The following is a 16,817-nucleotide window of genomic DNA, read 5'->3' as shown; positions in this document are numbered from 1 at the left end:
GCCACCCCTCCTCACCAAATTCCCGCCCCTCCTCCTCCGGGTCGAGGGGCAACGGTCAGCCAGCAATCCAGCGCCTGCTGACCAGTGGTACCCGTTTTACCCTTGCGCGCATCACGCAACGGAACATAATTCAAATTATCTGTATATCCATACAGGCCGGTTTATTCGCCGGCCCTCACGCAGGAGCCAAGCCATGCTGAGCTGGGATGAATTCGACAAGGAAGACGGCGCAGAAGCAGCCGCCGCAAGCAACGCCAACGCACAGAGCGCCGGCAACAACTTCGACAAGCTCGACAGCGAAGCTGCCGGCTCGGTCGAGCAGGCCCGCGCCGTCGCCGCCAACGACTCCGAGGCCGTGGCCCGCGCCAAGAAAGCCCTGAACGACCTCGACATCCAGGAAGGCCTGGACGACCTCGAAGGCGCCTCCGCACGCGTACAGGTCGGCGACAAGCAGATGATCAACGCCCGCGCCGACCTCAACCAGCTCGTACCCTTCAAGTACGACTGGGCCTGGCAGAAGTATCTGGATGGTTGCGCCAACCACTGGATGCCGCAGGAAGTGAACATGAACGCCGACATCGCGCTGTGGAAGAGCACCGACGGTCTCTCCGAAGACGAGCGCCGCATCGTCATGCGCAACCTCGGCTTCTTCTCCACCGCCGACAGCCTGGTTGCCAACAACCTGGTCCTGGCCGTGTACCGCCTGATCACCAACCCCGAGTGCCGCCAGTACATCCTGCGCCAGGCCTTCGAGGAAGCGATCCACACCCACGCTTACCAGTACTGCATCGAATCGCTGGGCATGGATGAAGGCGAGATCTTCAACATGTACCACGAGATCCCGAGCGTCGCGAAGAAAGCCTCCTGGGGCCTGAAGTACACCCGCTCGATCTCCGATCCCAAGTTCGAAACCGGCACCCCGGAAACCGACCGCCAGTTCCTGCGCAACCTGATCGCCTACTACTGCGTACTGGAAGGCATCTTCTTCTACTGCGGCTTCACCCAGATCCTCTCCATGGGCCGCCGCAACAAGATGACCGGCACTGCCGAGCAGTTCCAGTACATCCTGCGTGACGAGTCCATGCACCTGAACTTCGGCATCGACGTGATCAACCAGATCAAGATCGAGAACCCGCACCTGTGGGATGCCCAGATGAAGGACGAAGCGACCCAGATGATCCTGCAGGGCACCCAGCTGGAGATCGAATACGCACGTGACACCATGCCGCGCGGCGTACTGGGCATGAACGCCGCGATGATGGAGGACTACCTCAAATTCATCGCCAACCGCCGCCTGACCCAGATCGGCCTGAAGGAAGAGTACCCGGGCACCACCAACCCCTTCCCGTGGATGAGCGAGATCATGGACCTGAAGAAGGAGAAGAACTTCTTCGAGACTCGTGTGATCGAGTATCAGACTGGTGGGGCGTTGAGCTGGGATTGATGGCTCATTGAAATCACGGTAGATTCACCCTACACCTGCCAAGGATGTTGGGGTTGAAGCTAAATAAAAAGCCCCGCCTAGTGCGGGGCTTTTTTATATTTAAGGCTCATCATGACAGATGCAACCATTAACATCACAGATGAAACTCCTGAAGATATTAATAGCAATACTGAAGAGCATCCGATAGCAGTCGCCATTAATCATGGCGTACACAAAGTGTTAGATATACAACAATGCGCAGAACAGTTTATACCAGCAGCTTGGGAGTATCATAATAGAAAAGCGGACGAACTCGACAAGCTTTTCAACGAAATCGACAACATAATTGAGTTAGCCAAGACCCAGCAAGAAGAAGTACAAGCAGCCAGTCTAATATCCAAAGCCGTTATGGAGGCCAATAGATTAAGCACCTCCGACCTAGCAGAGACGCTTGAAAAAAGCCTTTACATAAATCTATTCAGCATCTTCGACAAGTTCACCGGAGACTTAATAACAGAGCTATTCAACAGAAAAAATGATCTCTACAAGAATATACAGAGAGAATTCAAGCTCTCCGAGCTAATTGACGCAAACTCAATAGACGAAGTAAAAAAACTTGCCCTCGAAAAAGAGATTGAAACACTAAAAAGAAAAAGCTACTCAGAGCAATTTAAAGATTTAGAGAATAGATTTGGAGTCAGCCTCACCAAATTTAAGAGCTGGCCAAATTTTGTTGAGGCCGCACAAAAAAGGAACCTTTTGGTACACTGCGATGGCATCATAAGCGAGCAATATATAAAAGCCTGCCAAGCAATAGAATACAAACATAAAAAAACACCCGTCCTTGGAGAAAAGGTAGAGCTCGGCCCCAACATATTTATACCAACAACATGGACGATAATTGAAGTCATAACAATGCTCGGACAAACCCTCTGGAGGAGGCTCTTGCCGGATGAAATAGAGGACGCCGACAATCACCTACATAGGTTAATATACGACTTTCTAGAAATGGAAAAATGGGATGAAGCTATAAAACTCAGCAAATTCGCAATAGGCCTTCCCAAACACTCCAGCGATCAAATAAGTAAAATCAACTCTATTAATTACGCGATAGCCCTAAATCAAATCAACCAAACCGACGCAGCAAAGAATGTAGTCAATAAAATAGACTGGCCCTCATCCATATACGACTTCAGAATAGCTCACGCAGTAATAAACAACGACAAAAACGCAGCAAAAAATTTTATGATACGCCTTGGTAAACGAGGTGAGCTCATAAATGAAGAGGCTTACCATACTTGGCCTTTATTCAAAGACTTCCGAACCAGCAAAGAATTCATGGATGCCTATCTTGAGATATACGGCTACCCATATATATCTAAAGCATCCGAACTATCTGAAATATCTAAAGTAGAACTACAAGAGCAGCACATGCCAACCACCGAGACAAAAAGGTGAGAGATTAATTTTCTCCGTCACCCTCCTCTACTGGTTTCGCCCTTACGGCGAGTCACTTTCTCTTTGCTCGCGCGAAAGAGAAAGTAACCAAAGAGAAAGCGCGCCCGGGATTCGGGGATCGCGGCGTTTGAACGTTTTGTGGGCGGCGGAGCAAAAGCAAAGGCAAAGGCAAAGGCAGGCAAGAGCATCAATCTCGCAGGCGACGCCAAACGCCCCGTCAGGAGGCCGAGTGGAATCGTTGTGTAAGGGGTTGAGCGGCATGGATGCCGCGAGAGCCGCGATGGGCCAGGGATGGCCCTTCGCGGCGGGCCCCTGGAACAATGATGGAGCGAGGGAACCCGACGAAGTCGGGCCGGATGGTAGGGGCAAGCCCTCTTGGTTACTTCTGGGGCGTTTGCCAGAAGTGACCCGCCGTAAGGGCGGAACCGGTATCGGCAACAACATGGAAGCGGCGAGTTCACGCCGAAGGGAAGTAACCCGGCTACCACCGCAATGGTGGATGAAAAAAGCGTCATCCACCCTACGCCTGCCGGCAACGCTGAAGCTATCGAGCTGACATGGTTGTTGATAGAAAAACACTGCAGCACACTGCGCCATTATCGTAAGGAGACGACACCAAATGCCGGACATGCCCAGCCCAATCCCCTTGATCATCCTCGACGTTCAGGACGCCATCGATCAGCCCGTCTGGAATGACAAAAGTCATCCCGATTACCTGGCCGTCATCCAACGTCTTCTGCAATTCTGGCGATCAAACGGCTGGCCTGTACTCCACGTAAAGCACGATGAAAAGACGCCCACCTCCAGCTATTACATTCACGGCCCCTGGAATGGCATCAAACAGGAAGTCGCGCCGATAGAGGGAGAAGCCGTCATCATCAAGAATGAAAACTGCGCGTTCATAGGCACCCAACTGGATGCCGCGCTGAAGGAAATGAACGCAAATCGCATCGTGCTGACGGGCGTTGTGATCCATAACAGCATGGATGCCACCATCCGCGCAGGCAAAGCGCTCGGCTACAGCATCATCCTCCCGTCAGATGCCACAACCGCCGTACCAGTAACAGGGCCAGGTGGAACCCGCTGGGAAGCCTCGACCGTATACGAGCTAACCCTGGCCATACTGGGCGCCGAATATGCTGAGGTCATGTCATCAGACGATGTGATCGCACGACTCAGCGAGTAACCCGGACAACCGCTGATGGTGGATGAAAGAGCGTCATCCACCCTACGCAGACTTACCCACCGCGTAGGGTGGACAACGCGAAGCTTGTCCACCATGGTTCAGATACAGCCATCGCTCAAGGACGAGCCGCCATGCCCAATTACCGACGTGCCCGCGCTCCTGGCGCCACCTACTTCTTCACCGTCAACCTACGCGATCGCACAAGCGATCTGCTGATCCGCGAAATCGACTTGCTGCGCGAGACGGTACGCGCAACCAAAGCCCGTCATCCCTTCCATATCGATGCCTGGGTGGTGCTGCCCGAGCACATGCATTGCCTGTGGACTCTACCGCCTGACGACGCAGATTTTGCCCTGCGCTGGAAGGTCATCAAGTTCGCTTTCAGCAAACGCCTGCCCGCTACCGAAGTGCTGAGCGCCAACCAGCAGAACAGGCGTGAGCGTGGTATCTGGCAAAGGCGCTATTGGGAGCACCTGATTCGGGACGAATGCGATTACCAGCGCCACTTCGATTACATCCACTACAACCCGCTCAAACACGGCCATGTGGAACGGCTGGTGGATTGGCCCTATTCGAGCTTCCATCGGGCTGTGGCAGCCGACATTTATGCAGCAGATTGGTGTGGAGTGCCGGAGCAGGCCGAGGGGGATTATGGTGAGTGAGTTACCCGGCAAAGGAGAAAGGTCCATTTTCTTGATCACCCTCCTCTAGTGCTTTCGATCCTCTCCACGCTTCGCGCGGCCATGCCACAGTCGTGGAGCGGTTCCCTTTCCCTGCGTGAGACGAGCGGTATCATGCGCAGCCCATTTTCAGACCTAAGGAGAGGTCCGATGAACGTTCGTCGCATCATGCTGCTCGGCTCACTGGCATTACTTGGCGCCTGCAAGGAAGAACGCCTGGTCCTGCATTTCGAGCAGCCCGTTACCAGTGGCTGGGGAATTGACGCCGCATACGAGCACGCGATCCTCGGTGGCCTGAAAAACGCAGGCATCGACAGCAGCCAGGCGACGCTCAGCACGCGCGACAGCGGCAAGGTGGTAGCCGTCTCCTTCCCGGAGGATGCCCTGGGCCAGCAACAGCAAGCCAGCCTGACCACCTATTTCAACGATCTACTCAAAGCCCGCACCGAGGCGCAGCAAGTGCGGCTGCACATCAAGCAGCAGGAGCCAGAGCAGGCCGAGGGTGATCCACTCTCCGACGCCGCGCGAATGCTGCAGGAGAAGGCCAACAAGATGCGCCCGATATTCACCAGCCGCATCAGCTCCTTCGATACGCCACGCCTGACCTACCAGGAGCAGGAAAAGCCAGGCATTCGCCTGTACGAGTCCAGCCAGGTGCGCTGCCAGGTCACGCTGGGGCTGGAAAGCCCCCTGCCGCACATCGATTACCAGCTAAATCTCCCCGGCGAGAGCAGCAGCACCAGCATGCTCAATCAGCTTCTGGGGCTGCAGAGCTTCCGCCTGCCTTCGTCCATGACTATCGGAAAGAGCGATCTCGATCAGGCAGTCGCTGATGGCCACTACACATACAAGCTGATCACCAGCCCCAATGCCCGTAACAAGCAAGCCGATGAGCTGGTGTTCTTCTTCGGTGAGCTGGGTGATGTCGTACATAGCGGCGGTGCGACCACCACCGACCTTGGCCAGTTCGAGTCGGTCTGCCTGGAGCGAGTCATCGCTGCCGGACGACCATTCACCTTTCATTACGGCAACTCGCTGGATCGCCTTGTGGCTGTGGACTACCTCTTCAGCGAACAGGCCCACTGATAGATGCGGGTGGTGTGATGGATATCCATGCTGCTTAGAACACTATCGAGCGTCTTGCTTTGCGTTCTGCTCACCGGCTGCGAGACCTTGCTGCTCGGAAGTACCCTCGTCGGCTGCGCCGCCAGGATGGAGCCTCTACTCCTGCCCGAGCACCTGCCGGACGGCCAGGTGGGTATGCCTTACAGACAGCGCATCGAGATCAGCAAGGCTTCAACGCCCGTGCATGGTTTCTATATCAGCGACAAGACGCCGCTGCCGGCAGGCCTGCGGATCGAGCATCAGGATCGTGAGGCGCAGGCACTGATAGCGGGAATCCCGAGCCAGGCGGGCCTTCATCAGGTTCACATGTCGGTGGGAACCTATGGAACGCAGTGCGTGGGGCTGCGCGCCGAGCGCACTTACCACCTGCGTATCGTTGAGTAGCGCGTCGAAAAGATCGTCTTCCAGCCTGCGTTGTAGTCGCCGATTACTCGCTAGCCTTTGCCTTTCCTCTTGGCAATCGCCTTCATCCGCGCCGCGGCCTTCTGCACGGTGGCCATCTTCTCGGGCCGCTTCATGCCCCGCCACTTGCGGATTTCCTCACGCGTGCGCCCGCAACTGACGCACAACTCACTGTTGAGCTGACACAGCGATACGCAGGGGTTCTCAATGTCCTTGGCCACGCTTGCCCCTCGCCGGCTGCTCGACCGAAAACGCCACGTGTTCAGCGATGCTGGAAACGCTGATGCCCACTTCATCGAAAGCGGCCTGCGTCAACTCCAACATTCTCGCTTTGTCCGGGCTGGCGAGTGCGCGCGCCCTGTTCGCTTCGCTGTCGAACATCCAGGTCACCACGAGGCTCTGCGGAAAGTGCTCATAGTCCACCTCATGGGTCAGCCACTGGAAGCCGACGATTTCGCTTTTTGCCGTTTCGCAGGCAAGGGTCAGGCTACGGATCAGCTCGCGCTCGATACCTGAGTATTTTCGTTTCGGCGATGGCATAAGGTTCTTCTGGGTCTGAGTTCGCTGCGCCGCCATGTTACCCGAGGCGCTCAACGGCCAGAGGAAACAGATGGCTCGAGGTTGAACAATGGCATCCGCGACGCAGGGCATCACCGCCCCCACGCCATGCGTGGGAGCGATCGTGGCGCCCGAGCAAGGCCGCCCGCGGGTTACAATCCACGGCCCACGCATTCTCCAGCGGACACCATATACCGATGTTCACCCTTTCCCACCTCAGCAGCCCGCCGCCAGAGTCCCTGAAAAGCCAGGTGCAGCAGATGGTGGTGGACTACTTCGCCGATGTCAGCGCGGTACCGTTGCTGCCGAGCAATCCGCTGTATCAGCTGTACCAGTACGTGATCGGCTATGAGCTGCATCTGCACCTGCAGACCATGAACGGCGAGGCCGAAGGCCCCGTGCAGTTGCTACTGGCGCTGGACGATGAAGACCCAGCCCGTGTGCTGGGGTTTGCCCTGTACCTACCAAGCCCGGACGATGCTGCCGCCTGCACCCTCGCCTATCTGGCGGTGCACAGCGAGCAGCGCACTAAGGGTATCGGTCGGGCGCTGCTGCAACGCGTGCTGGAGCGACGCCCGCACCTGGAGCTGGCCTGCGTGGCAGACAAGGTGCCTCTGTTCGAGGCCCTGGGCTTGCAGGTGCTGGCCGCTCAAGGTGCGTTGGTGGTGATGAGCAGCCGCGACTACCGCTCCAGCGGCATGGTCGCGGTCGCCGACCTGGCGCCGGTGTTTGCCTCCACGGAGGTCAGGCAGATTCACGCCTACCTGCTCAAGCAGCACGGCCAGCGCGCCATGCAACAGGCGGAAAAACAGCGTGACGCGCACCTCGACACGCTCGCCCTTCAGGCTCAGCAGTTGGTCGACGAGCGCCTGCCTTCACGCGCGCTGCATTGAGGCGATGCCCCACGCCAGGCGCGGGGGCTTCACGAAACGCCGAGCGCCATCACCTGCGGCGGTCAGCCGACATCGCGCATGCACACGCACAGTTCGCGGCCGTCTGGGTCGAACGCGACGAGGGTCGGCCCGCGCACTGCACGGGCCAGGGGTTGCTCGATATCGACGTTGAACGTCCGCCAGCGCTGATAGAGCATTCCGACAGGGGCTCTCGCCCGCTCAGAACGAGTAGCTGGCGCTGACCACCAGGTTACGCGGCTCGCCAAGCTGGATCTGCCCGGCGCTGGTGGCGGAGCTGTAGTAGGTGCGGTCGGTGATGTTGTTCAGCGCCGCGCGGATGTCCCAGTCCTTGTGGCGGTAGCCGGCCAGGGCGTCCCAGGCGCTATAGCCAGGCAGTACGGTGGTGTTCTGGTTGTCGGCAAAGCGCTGGCCGACCAGGGTCACGCCGGTTTCGGCGTACCAGCCCAGCTCGGGCTTCCAGGTGATGAACAAGCTGCCATTGCGCTTGGCAACGTTGCTGACGCGGTTGCCTTCCAGGCCGTTGTTGTCCTTGACGATGCTGGCGTCCTGCAGGCCGATGCCGCCGCGCAGGTACCAGTTGCCGACCAGTCGGCCGGTAGCAGTCAGTTCGATACCGCGCGAGCGCTGCAGGCCGGTGAGGATGGTCAGGGTCGGGTCGTTCGGGTCGCTGGTGCGGCGGTTGTAGAGTTCCAGCTCGTATACCGCCAGGGTGGTGCTCAGGCGCTCGTCCAGCCAGTCGCTCTTGATGCCGACTTCCTTCTGCCGGGTCTGCTCGGGCTCGAGTTCGTTGCCATTGCCCGAGGCGCCAGGGGTAATGCCGATCAAACCACCGCCGACCGGGGAGAAGGTCTTGCTCCAGGAGGCGTAGAAGGAGTGATGCTGCAGGGGCGTCCAGACGATACCGGCGCGCGGGCTGAGGCCGTAGCTGTTGCGATCTTCCTTGAGGTTGCGCAGCTTGTTGGTGGTGGCCACCTCGAACTCGTCGTAACGCAGACCGGCCAGCAGTTGCCATTGGTCATTGATGCGCAGTTGATCCTGCACGTAGATGCCACGGCTTTCGACTTCGGTGTGGTTGTTGCTGGAAAGGGTCATGGCGCCCCGGTGACTCTGGCTGCGATCCGGGTTGTACAGATCGAGCGCGGGTACGGCTTGGCCGCCCTGGTTGACGGCGAGCGCGCTGTAGAGCTTCGGGTCACGACGCTGGCTGCCGATTTCCACACCGGTCAGCAGGCGATGCTCGAAGCCAAAGGTGTCGACGGTGCCTTCGGCCTCGAGGTTGTTGAACAGGTTGCGGGTGCGCAGATCCTGCTGCCAACGCTGCCGGGTCACGCGCTGGGTAGCGGCGTTGAAGCCGGTCAGGTAGGTGTTGTCGAAGTCGCTGTCGAGCTTGAACAGGCTGGCGGTATGACGCAGCTGCCAGTTGTCATTCAGTTCGTAGGTGAGCCTGGAGCGCAGTGATTGCGTGGTGTCATCGATGTAATCGCGATCATCGCCATAGGTGGTGCCGCGCTTGACGTCCGCCGGGCGCCCGCCGACGCCGGGAATACCGCGATCCGGGGTGCGGTCGAAGCGGCTGTATTCGTATTGCACCAGCCAGTTCAGCTCAGGCGTCAGTTGCCAGCTCATGGACGGCGCGAACAGTTGGCGATGGCTGGAGACGCCGTCACGGAAGCTGTTGCTGTCCTCATTGCCCATGTTCAGGCGCAGGCTGATGGTGTCCGTGGGGTCGGCGCTGAGGTCGGCATACAGGCTGCGCAGGTCTTCGCTACCGCCTTGTGCCTCGAGCGTGGAGCGGCGCCCGGCTTCGGGCGCCTTGCTGATGCGGTTGACGATACCGCCCTGGCTGCCACGCCCGTAGAGCACGGCTGCCGGCCCCTTGAGCACCTCGATGCGCTCGATGTTGTGCAGGTCGCGCACGTACTGGCTGTCGTCACGTACGCCGTCCAGGTAGAAGTCGTTGCTGGCATCGAAGCCGCGGATGCGCAGGCTGTCGAAACGGGTATCCGCCCCGCTGCTGACGTTGGGCAGGCCGCTGAGCGCCTTGCCCAGATCATTGGTGCCATAGTTCAGCACATTGCTCGTCTTCAGTGCGTCGATGGCCTGGGGCACGTAGCGCACCGGCGTGGCAGTGCGGGTGGCGGTACTGACTTCCTTGACGCGCGGGTTATCGGCCTCCTCGTCGACATCGCCATAGACCACAGTCTCAGGCAGGGTAGCCGGGGCGGCGCAGGCGAAGCCGGCTGTCAGTAGAAGGGAAAAGCCCAGCGAAACGGGGGTTAGTCGCGAAAGGGAAAACATCTCAGCACGCATCCAGACAGTGGCGATTGATTAACGGGCGCGCATGATAATTCTTTTCATTTGATACCTAGAAGTATTTCTTTATCACCTTCACCCGTGCCGCCGCTTTCTGCACGCTGTCCATCTTCTCGGGCCGTTTCATGCCCCGCCAGTTACGAACTTCCTCGCGCGAACACCCGCAACTGACGCATAGCTCGCTGTTGAGTTGGCCGGATCAGCGGGCAGCAGCCGGTCGGCACTGCGCAACGACGATGAAGCAAGGAAACACACGAATAAAAAGAGCATCAGTCACCCGTACTGAAGCACAGAAGTGGCCACTGCCGATTGCCACCTGAACACGCGACGACGCACTATCACCCAAGCAATTCGTTCTCCGCTGCGAACAAGGAAGCTCCATGCGCATCGCCCTCCTCCTTACCCTGCTTCTGTGCCAGGCCGCGCAGGCCGTCGAGACCGTCAACGACGTCACCGGCATGAACCCCATCGAAGTGGCGCAGGTGCTGGCGCCTACCGAACTGGAGCAGATCGTCGAGGCCGTTCGCGACCATTCCGGCCCCATCGCTATTGGCGGCGGGCGCTACAGCATAGGCGGGCAGACCGCCACCGAGCAGGCCCTGCAACTGGACATGCGCCAGTTCAACAAGGTGTTGGCGTTTTCCGCAGAGCGCAGGGAAATCCGCGTGCAAGCCGGCATCACCTGGCGCGAAATACTGGAGTACATCGACCCACATGGTCTGTCGCCGCAGATCATGCAGTCCTACGCCAACTTCACCGTCGGCGGTGCACTCAGCGTCAACGCCCATGGCCGTTATGTCGGCCAGGGGCCGCTGGTGCTTGGCGTTCGCTCGTTGCGTCTGGTGTTGGCCGACGGTCAGGTGGTGGAGGCAAGCCCCACGCACAACAGTGAACTGTTCTATGGCGCCATCGGCGGTTATGGCGGGCTCGGCGTCATCGTCGAAGCGACCTTGCCGCTGGCGGAGAACAGCAAGCTGGTGCGTCAGACGCAGCTCATGCCGCTCAGCGAATATGCGCAATTCTTCGCCAGCCAGGTCGTCGACAACCCGGACATGGTGATGCACAACGGCATTCTCTATACCGACGATTACGACAGCGTTCGTGCCGTGTCCTACCTTCGCACAGATGCACCGCTGACAGTCACGCAGCGCCTGGTACCGCTGGACCGCGACTACAAAGCCATGCGCGCCGCGCTGGCAGTTGCCAGCAGCAATGGCGGCGCGAAAATGCGCGAAAGCCTCGTCGACCCGCTGCTGCTCAAGCGCCCGCAAGTGCAGTGGCGCAACCACGAAGCCAGCCTGGATGTGCGCGAGCTACAGCCCATTTCCGGCCCCGACTACAGCTATGTGCTGCAGGAGTATTTCGTCCCCGAAGCCCAGCTGGAGCGCTTTGTCGCAGGGATGAAAGATGTACTCAAAGCGCACAGGGTCAAGGTCGCCAATATCTCCATCCGCCATGCCAAGGCCGACCCGGGCACGCTGCTGGCCTGGGCCCGCGAAGACACCTTCGCGCTGGTGATCTACTACCGCCAGGGCGTCTCGCCCAGCGAGCGCGACGCCGTAGCCGACTGGACGCGGCAACTGATCGACCTGGCCATCGCCCACCAGGGCAGCTACTACCTGCCGTATCAAATCCACGCCAGCCGTGAGCAGTTCCTCGCCGCCTACCCTCGCGCCGAGGCGTTCTTCGCGCTGAAAAAGCGCGTCGATCCAACCAACAAATTCCGCAACAAACTGTGGGATGCCTATTACCTTGAGCCCACTGGCCACTGATTGAAATCGCGGTTCAACGCTCAGGAGTTCCGATGCCCGGCATTACCCATGTCACAAGGCGACTCCCATGCAGTCGCATGGGGGATATCTGGAAAGCCCGGAATCAAAGCCTGCCAAGCCAGTACTGCGGACGGCGGCGGTGATGGGCAACGGCCAGAACCTGGAAACCATCAGGTTTTGGCCGGTAGATGATCGATAGCGAAAAACGGTGAAGGGGGACGCTGTGAATATCTGGCTCAGGTTCAACGCGCCAGGCACAGGGTGACTCGTCAATCAATACGGCCAAGGCCTGAAACTCGTTGATCAATGTCCCACCCAATCCAGGAACCTTCGATTCGTAATACCCCACTGACTCCAGAAATTCGGCTTCCGCTGCCGGGTGGAAAAATACTTCATCGAATCAGGGCTCTGGCCTTCTTCATCACCTCGTCACCCGGCACTGCCTGAATCGAGCCGCTATCGAGCTCTTCCGCACGCCGTCGTGCTTCAAGCAACCAGTCTGATCGCAGCTCGTCTTCCGAAGGGGCATCCAGACTCAAGACCAGGCGCTGGATCAGCTGTGCCCGCTCCTTCTTGGAAAGATGCAGGGCTTCATCCTCGATCTTCTGCAGATCCATGGCTTCAGCTCTCGCTTGTGTGCCGGTAAATCTTGGCACGGATGCTTAGCCGGTGCCACGGCTGTGCCCCCTTCGACAGTCATCACAGCGAACACAACCCACCCGGCACCGCCATGATCCACTCCCGCACCGCGAGAATGGTCGGATCGTTCCGGCGGCTCTCCGGGTACACCAGAAAGAACGGCTTGCCTTCCAGCTCCGGGCCGAAGGGCTGCACCAGCCTCCCCTCCTTCAACTCGTCCTCGATCAGTTGCCGGCTCATCAGTGCCACCCCCTGTGCGCCGACGGCAGCGGAGACGGCGTGGGTCTCGTCGGAGAATACCAGCCCGGCACCGACATCCAGCCCCGGCACCTGGGCCTTTTTCTGCCAGACGGCCCAGTCCAAGGGCGAGGAGATCGCTGCCTGGTTACGAAAGTGAATCAGCGAATGCCTGGGCAGGTCGGCGGCATCGTGCAGCCCCAGCAGTGGGCTGCAGGCGGGGATGAAGGTGCTGTCGAAGAGTTTTTCGGCCACCAGGCCAGGCCAGCGGCCATCGCCGTAGCGAATAGCGATATCGGCAGTAACGCCATCGAGCGCCACCGGCTCGTGCGAGGCGTGGATACGCAGGTCGATAGTGGGGTGGGCGTCGCGCAGCATGCACACCCAGGACAGCAACCAGCGCACGGCAACGGCCGGCGTGGTGCTGAGGGTGATGGCCTGCCGGCTGGGCGCCGCGCTGAGGCGTTCGACCGTGGCGCCGATGCTGTCGAAGGCGCTTTCCAGCACCTGCTGCAGTTCGCGTCCGGCCATGGTCAGTTCCAGCTGACGCGGTTTGCGCACGAACAGCGCGACGCCGAGGGCGTCTTCCAGCGCACGGATCTGATGGCTGATCGCCGTGGCGGTGACGGAGAGTTCCTCCGCGGCCTGCTTGGCGCTTTCGTGGCGTGCGGCCGCCTCGAAGGCGCGCAAGGCGGAAAGCGGAGGGAGTCTGCGCCGGCTCATACCTGAGTTTTCCTCATCCATTGCGAAAAATATTGATCGTTTGTCGCCTGCCTGGGGCGAACTTAGCCTGAGTCTGCTGCTAATCACAGATGAATTCAAATTCACGCAGGAGACTCATCATGACCCATATTCTGCATCTCGACGCCAGCGCCCGCCCCGGCCTGGCCGGCACGGCCCCGCACGGTTCACACAGCCGCAACCTCAGTCACCGTTTCATCAGCCAGTGGCGGGCACACCGCCCGCAGGACGTCGTCACCTACCGCGACATAGGCCAGAACCCGCCATCGATCATCAGCCATGACTGGATCGCCTCATCCTTCACGCCCGAGCCGAAACGCGAGGCCTGGATGCACGACACGCTGGCCGAGAGCGATCGCCTGGTGGATGAACTGATCGCCGCCGACGTGCTGGTGATCGGCACGCCGCTGTACAACTTCGGCATGCCCGCCGCGCTCAAGGCGTGGATCGATCAGGTGGTGCGCCCCGGTCGCACCGTGGACGTGGATGAAAGCAACCCGCTCGATCCCTATGTGCCCAAGTTGGCCGACCGGCCGCGCCATGCGGTGATCCTCACGGCGCGCGGCGGTGTCGGTTTCGATGCGGGCGGCGAGATGGCGCATATGAACCATCTGGAGCCGAACCTGATCACCGCGCTCGGCTTCATCGGTATCACCCGCGTGCACCAGATCGCCATCGAGGGTCAGGAAGTCGGCGGCGAACTGCTCGCCGAGTCAGTCAAACAGGCCCTGGGCAAGGTCGATGCGCTGGTGGCCGAGCTGCAGCGTGCATTGCAAGCCGAACGCATCGCGGAGCCGGCGTGAGGCAATGACCAGGCTGTGGATGACGCCGCGTTGCGTCAGCGCTTGGTGCAGGCAAACAGCGCGTTGCCGGAGCGGCCATCCCACGGCGCCAGGCGCTGATAGTCGTGTTCCAGCACCTGCACGTCGAAGTACGGCGCCAGCAGGCTCTGCAATTCGGCGAAGTTCACCGCGACCATCGGATGTTCGTCGTGCCAGACCTCGGTCTGCTCGCCGACGCTGCGTTCGATGCGCAGGCGCAGCGCCTGCTGCTCGCCTTCACCGCGGTAGTACCAGCCGGAGCTGAAGCGGAACTGCCCTTCGGCATGCTGGGCGCGGTGGGAAACGAACGAGGCATTGTCGATGTGCTGCTTGTCCACCGCGTTGAAGCAGAACACCCCGCCAGCAGCCAGGGCGCCGTGCACGCTGGCGATACAGGCCTTGAGCCGTTCAATGCTGGCGCTGTAGTGGATGGAGTAGAGAAAGCAGGTGATCAGGTCCAGCGGCTCGTCGACCTCGAAGCCACACATGTCCTGCCGGGCAAAGCGTGCCTCGGGGCAGCGCTGGGCAGCGCGGTCGAGCATTGGCTGGTTGATGTCCAGACCACCGCTGGCATAACCAGCATCGAGAAAATGGCGCACATGCGGGCCGGTGCCACAGGCCAGATCGAGATGGCGCTTGCCGCTGTTGCCGAACAACTGCTGCAGACGATGCACACAGTGGCTCTGGGCGGCGTAGTCGATATCCGCGCACATCAGATCGTAGTAACCCGACAGGTCGGTATAGAGGGCATTGCCGGACATGATGACAGGGGCGCGCATTCGAAGGGCGCGCATCATAGCTCAGGCCGATGCCGCTGAGCATTGACTTGACGTGGCATGCCCTGAATCAGCCGCACTCAATTCGGGCAAGCAGGCGCCTCGCGCCAGTCATCATACGACGATGCCGAAGCACGGCCGCACGCCACCAGATGCGCACCCTATCTACAGCCGGGCTAGCAGCTGATCATGCGATGTTAAGCTGTCAGGTGAGAAGTGAGGCACTTTCACAGTCATCACACATCGCATAAGTTCGTCAGGTCGCATCCGCGATCAACAAGAACAACAAGGAACCTCACGATGAATGACGAACAACGCCTCGACGGCTCACGCCGTCATTTTCTCAAGCAGTCCCTCGCGTACTCGGTGGCCGCTGCCGGGGCAGGCTCACTGCTGCCTCATCTGGCGCACGCAGGCGAGCCGCTGAACCTGCGCTATCCAGACCCCTCGGTTGAAGTGCTCGACGACAGTTTTCTTGATCTGCGCCTGTTCAATGCCAGCGTCGAGAAGGTCGCCACCGGCCTGCGGTGGGCCGAGGGCCCGGTGTGGGTTGGCGATGGTCGCTACCTGTTGGTCAGTGACATTCCCAACAACCGCATCATGCGTTGGGACGAGATCAGCCAGTCGCTGGGCGTTTACCGCGAGTCCTCGAATTATTCCAACGGCCTGACCCGCGACAACGAAGGTCGCCTGATCGCTTGCGAAGGCTCCACCAACCAGGGCTTGGGCCGGCGCATCACCCGCACCGAACCTGACGGCAGCATCACCGTGCTGGCCGACAACTTCGAGGGCAAACGCTTCAACTCGCCCAACGATATCGTGGTCAAGCGCGACGGCTCGGTGTGGTTCACCGACCCGCCCTTCCAGGCCGGCAATGAATATGAAGGCCACAAGGTGCAGATCGAGCTACCGCACGGTGTTTACCGGATCGACGGGCAGACGTTGAAAGTCACCCAGGTGATCGACGACCTCGCTGGCCCGAATGGCCTGTGCTTCTCCCCGGACGAGCAGACGCTCTACGTGGTCGAAGGCCGTGCCAAACCCAATCGCCTGGTCTGGGCCTATGCAGTGAACGCCGACGGCACGCTGGGCGCGCGCCGCAAACATATCGACGGCGGCGCCACCGGCGCACTGGACGGCATCAAATGCGACGAGGCCGGCAACCTCTGGTGCGGCTGGGGCAGCAACGGCTCGCCCAAGGGCAAACCGGAAGAGCTGGACGGTGTGCGCGTGTTCAATACCGAGGGCAAGGCCATCGGCCACGTTTACCTGCCGGAGCGCTGTGCCAACCTGTGTTTCGGTGGTAGCAAAGGCAACCGCCTGTTCATGGCGAGCAGCCACTCCATCTACTCCTTGTACGTCAACACGCGCGGCGCCACTTTCATCAAGTAACCCATGCGCCACGGCCGATCCGGCCGTGGCCTGCCCTGCCTCGGGGTCGGACAAAACCCTCCCGCATACGCTTTAACCCCTCTATCTCGACCATTCCAGCAAGCATCAGTGGCATCGATTTTCACCATCATGCCAATGAAGTTCTCTGAAAAAATCCAGTGCGTACCATCTGCTCCATACCCAACCACAACACCGCTGGAGCAAAACACCATGAAAACCCAACTCATCCTCAGCTTCGCTTTCTCCGTACTGGCAGCCAACGTATTCGCCGCATCTTCCGCCCAACCTGTAGTCGCCGAAGGTGGCTCTGACCGCCTGATCGAAAGCCGCATCGCTGAAGGTGGCTCCGATCGTCTGATCCAGAATCGCGTTGCCGAAGG

Annotated in this window: 17 protein-coding genes and 2 pseudogenes; 11 read left to right on the top strand and 8 right to left on the bottom strand. The window is 59.7% G+C overall.

The annotated features are described in order from the left end of the window. The first annotated feature begins 193 nt into the window (after positions 1-193). The 6 genes from BLR77_RS20000 (at position 194) to BLR77_RS19975 (ending at position 6,256) form a co-directional block, all read left to right on the top strand. Complete coding sequence (locus BLR77_RS20000) at positions 194-1,444, top strand: ribonucleotide-diphosphate reductase subunit beta (protein ID WP_074681086.1); 1,251 nt, start codon at positions 194-196, stop codon at positions 1,442-1,444. A gap of 111 nt (positions 1,445-1,555) precedes the next feature. Further along, a complete protein-coding gene (locus tag BLR77_RS19995) occupies positions 1,556-2,881 on the top strand; it encodes a hypothetical protein (RefSeq protein ID WP_074681084.1) in 1,326 nt (441 codons plus the stop codon). Between the two features lie 619 nt (positions 2,882-3,500). Beyond that, entirely contained in the window at positions 3,501-4,067 is a 567-nt protein-coding gene (locus BLR77_RS19990) for an isochorismatase family protein (RefSeq protein WP_074681083.1), read from the top strand. Between the two features lie 131 nt (positions 4,068-4,198). Beyond that, on the top strand, positions 4,199-4,729 hold the full coding sequence (locus tag BLR77_RS19985; RefSeq protein WP_074681081.1) for an REP-associated tyrosine transposase: 531 nt from the start codon (positions 4,199-4,201) through the stop codon (positions 4,727-4,729). A 168-nt stretch (positions 4,730-4,897) separates the two neighbouring features. Then, positions 4,898-5,833 carry a hypothetical protein gene (locus BLR77_RS19980; RefSeq protein ID WP_074681079.1) on the top strand — a complete coding sequence of 312 codons (936 nt, stop codon included), beginning with the start codon at positions 4,898-4,900 and terminating at the stop codon, positions 5,831-5,833. 27 nt (positions 5,834-5,860) lie between these two features. Beyond that, a complete protein-coding gene (locus BLR77_RS19975) occupies positions 5,861-6,256 on the top strand; it encodes a hypothetical protein (protein ID WP_074681077.1) in 396 nt (131 codons plus the stop codon). Positions 6,257-6,306: 50 nt separating this feature from the next. Here the strand turns inward: BLR77_RS19975 and BLR77_RS19970 are convergent, their stop codons facing one another. Together BLR77_RS19970 and BLR77_RS19965 are read right to left on the bottom strand one after the other, a co-directional pair. Further along, a complete protein-coding gene (locus tag BLR77_RS19970) occupies positions 6,307-6,495 on the bottom strand; it encodes a DUF1289 domain-containing protein (protein ID WP_074681075.1) in 189 nt (62 codons plus the stop codon). Next, positions 6,479-6,925 (bottom strand): hypothetical protein, encoded by a 447-nt coding sequence (locus BLR77_RS19965; protein ID WP_238380601.1) that lies wholly within the window; start codon positions 6,923-6,925, stop codon positions 6,479-6,481. Before BLR77_RS19965 ends, BLR77_RS19970 begins: the two co-directional genes overlap by 17 nt. Positions 6,926-7,029: 104 nt before the next feature. Here BLR77_RS19965 and BLR77_RS19960 point away from each other — a divergent pair, with 104 nt between their 5' ends. After that, a complete protein-coding gene (locus tag BLR77_RS19960; RefSeq protein WP_074681073.1) occupies positions 7,030-7,725 on the top strand; it encodes a GNAT family N-acetyltransferase in 696 nt (231 codons plus the stop codon). A 62-nt stretch (positions 7,726-7,787) separates the two neighbouring features. On the opposite strand, the gene BLR77_RS25850 is transcribed toward BLR77_RS19960, so the two are convergent. From BLR77_RS25850 to BLR77_RS19950, 3 genes and pseudogenes are all read right to left on the bottom strand, one after another. Continuing rightward, complete coding sequence (locus tag BLR77_RS25850; RefSeq protein WP_274379666.1) at positions 7,788-7,922, bottom strand: VOC family protein; 135 nt, start codon at positions 7,920-7,922, stop codon at positions 7,788-7,790. Positions 7,923-7,944: 22 nt separating this feature from the next. Further along, positions 7,945-10,044 (bottom strand): TonB-dependent receptor, encoded by a 2,100-nt coding sequence (locus BLR77_RS19955; protein WP_074681071.1) that lies wholly within the window; start codon positions 10,042-10,044, stop codon positions 7,945-7,947. Positions 10,045-10,111: 67 nt separating this feature from the next. Further along, a pseudogene (locus BLR77_RS19950) lies at positions 10,112-10,252 on the bottom strand (DUF1289 domain-containing protein); the annotation flags it as partial. A gap of 187 nt (positions 10,253-10,439) precedes the next feature. On the opposite strand from BLR77_RS19950, the gene BLR77_RS19945 reads away from it, so the two are divergent. Further along, positions 10,440-11,831: an FAD-binding oxidoreductase gene (locus tag BLR77_RS19945; RefSeq protein ID WP_074681069.1), complete on the top strand. Its 1,392-nt coding sequence runs from the start codon at positions 10,440-10,442 to the stop codon at positions 11,829-11,831. Between the two features lie 392 nt (positions 11,832-12,223). Here the strand turns inward: BLR77_RS19945 and BLR77_RS19935 are convergent, their stop codons facing one another. After that, positions 12,224-12,448 (bottom strand): addiction module protein, encoded by a 225-nt coding sequence (locus BLR77_RS19935; RefSeq protein ID WP_074681065.1) that lies wholly within the window; start codon positions 12,446-12,448, stop codon positions 12,224-12,226. A gap of 82 nt (positions 12,449-12,530) precedes the next feature. Then, the gene (locus tag BLR77_RS19930) at positions 12,531-13,430 is read right to left on the bottom strand and encodes a LysR substrate-binding domain-containing protein (protein ID WP_074681063.1); all 900 of its coding nucleotides are present in this window, start codon (positions 13,428-13,430) and stop codon (positions 12,531-12,533) included. 119 nt (positions 13,431-13,549) lie between these two features. On the opposite strand from BLR77_RS19930, the gene BLR77_RS19925 reads away from it, so the two are divergent. Then, positions 13,550-14,251: an FMN-dependent NADH-azoreductase gene (locus BLR77_RS19925; RefSeq protein WP_074681061.1), complete on the top strand. Its 702-nt coding sequence runs from the start codon at positions 13,550-13,552 to the stop codon at positions 14,249-14,251. 35 nt (positions 14,252-14,286) lie between these two features. Here the strand turns inward: BLR77_RS19925 and BLR77_RS19920 are convergent, their stop codons facing one another. Next, positions 14,287-15,030, bottom strand: coding sequence for a class I SAM-dependent DNA methyltransferase (locus tag BLR77_RS19920; RefSeq protein WP_074681179.1), 744 nt, complete (start codon positions 15,028-15,030; stop codon positions 14,287-14,289). A 315-nt stretch (positions 15,031-15,345) separates the two neighbouring features. On the opposite strand from BLR77_RS19920, the gene BLR77_RS19915 reads away from it, so the two are divergent. Together BLR77_RS19915 and BLR77_RS25550 are read left to right on the top strand one after the other, a co-directional pair. Then, positions 15,346-16,437 (top strand): SMP-30/gluconolactonase/LRE family protein, encoded by a 1,092-nt coding sequence (locus BLR77_RS19915; RefSeq protein WP_074681059.1) that lies wholly within the window; start codon positions 15,346-15,348, stop codon positions 16,435-16,437. A 210-nt stretch (positions 16,438-16,647) separates the two neighbouring features. After that, a pseudogene (locus tag BLR77_RS25550) lies at positions 16,648-16,817 on the top strand (phage infection protein); the annotation flags it as partial.

It is taken from the genome of Ectopseudomonas alcaliphila, assembly GCF_900101755.1.
GTDB classification, from domain to species: Bacteria; Pseudomonadota; Gammaproteobacteria; order Pseudomonadales; family Pseudomonadaceae; genus Aquipseudomonas; species Aquipseudomonas alcaliphila.
The sequence above is the reverse complement of the archived record's forward strand: the minus strand, read 5'-3'. Positions and strand labels throughout refer to the sequence as shown.

Excerpts from the sequence above, each read along its gene's own strand:
- BLR77_RS19990 (WP_074681083.1), top strand. The coding sequence starts at position 3,501 with ATGCCGGACATGCCCAGCCCAATCCCCTTGATCATCCTCGACGTTCAG.
- BLR77_RS19995 (WP_074681084.1), top strand. The coding sequence starts at position 1,556 with ATGACAGATGCAACCATTAACATCACAGATGAAACTCCTGAAGATATT.
- BLR77_RS20000 (WP_074681086.1), top strand. The coding sequence starts at position 194 with ATGCTGAGCTGGGATGAATTCGACAAGGAAGACGGCGCAGAAGCAGCC.
- BLR77_RS19915 (WP_074681059.1), top strand. The coding sequence starts at position 15,346 with ATGAATGACGAACAACGCCTCGACGGCTCACGCCGTCATTTTCTCAAG.
- BLR77_RS19965 (WP_238380601.1), bottom strand. The coding sequence starts at position 6,925 with ATGCCCTGCGTCGCGGATGCCATTGTTCAACCTCGAGCCATCTGTTTC.
- BLR77_RS19955 (WP_074681071.1), bottom strand. The coding sequence starts at position 10,044 with ATGTTTTCCCTTTCGCGACTAACCCCCGTTTCGCTGGGCTTTTCCCTT.
- BLR77_RS19945 (WP_074681069.1), top strand. The coding sequence starts at position 10,440 with ATGCGCATCGCCCTCCTCCTTACCCTGCTTCTGTGCCAGGCCGCGCAG.
- BLR77_RS19930 (WP_074681063.1), bottom strand. The coding sequence starts at position 13,430 with ATGAGCCGGCGCAGACTCCCTCCGCTTTCCGCCTTGCGCGCCTTCGAG.
- BLR77_RS19985 (WP_074681081.1), top strand. The coding sequence starts at position 4,199 with ATGCCCAATTACCGACGTGCCCGCGCTCCTGGCGCCACCTACTTCTTC.
- BLR77_RS19935 (WP_074681065.1), bottom strand. The coding sequence starts at position 12,448 with ATGGATCTGCAGAAGATCGAGGATGAAGCCCTGCATCTTTCCAAGAAG.
- BLR77_RS19975 (WP_074681077.1), top strand. The coding sequence starts at position 5,861 with ATGCTGCTTAGAACACTATCGAGCGTCTTGCTTTGCGTTCTGCTCACC.
- BLR77_RS25850 (WP_274379666.1), bottom strand. The coding sequence starts at position 7,922 with ATGCTCTATCAGCGCTGGCGGACGTTCAACGTCGATATCGAGCAACCC.
- BLR77_RS19980 (WP_074681079.1), top strand. The coding sequence starts at position 4,898 with ATGAACGTTCGTCGCATCATGCTGCTCGGCTCACTGGCATTACTTGGC.
- BLR77_RS19925 (WP_074681061.1), top strand. The coding sequence starts at position 13,550 with ATGACCCATATTCTGCATCTCGACGCCAGCGCCCGCCCCGGCCTGGCC.
- BLR77_RS19920 (WP_074681179.1), bottom strand. The coding sequence starts at position 15,030 with ATGTCCGGCAATGCCCTCTATACCGACCTGTCGGGTTACTACGATCTG.
- BLR77_RS19960 (WP_074681073.1), top strand. The coding sequence starts at position 7,030 with ATGTTCACCCTTTCCCACCTCAGCAGCCCGCCGCCAGAGTCCCTGAAA.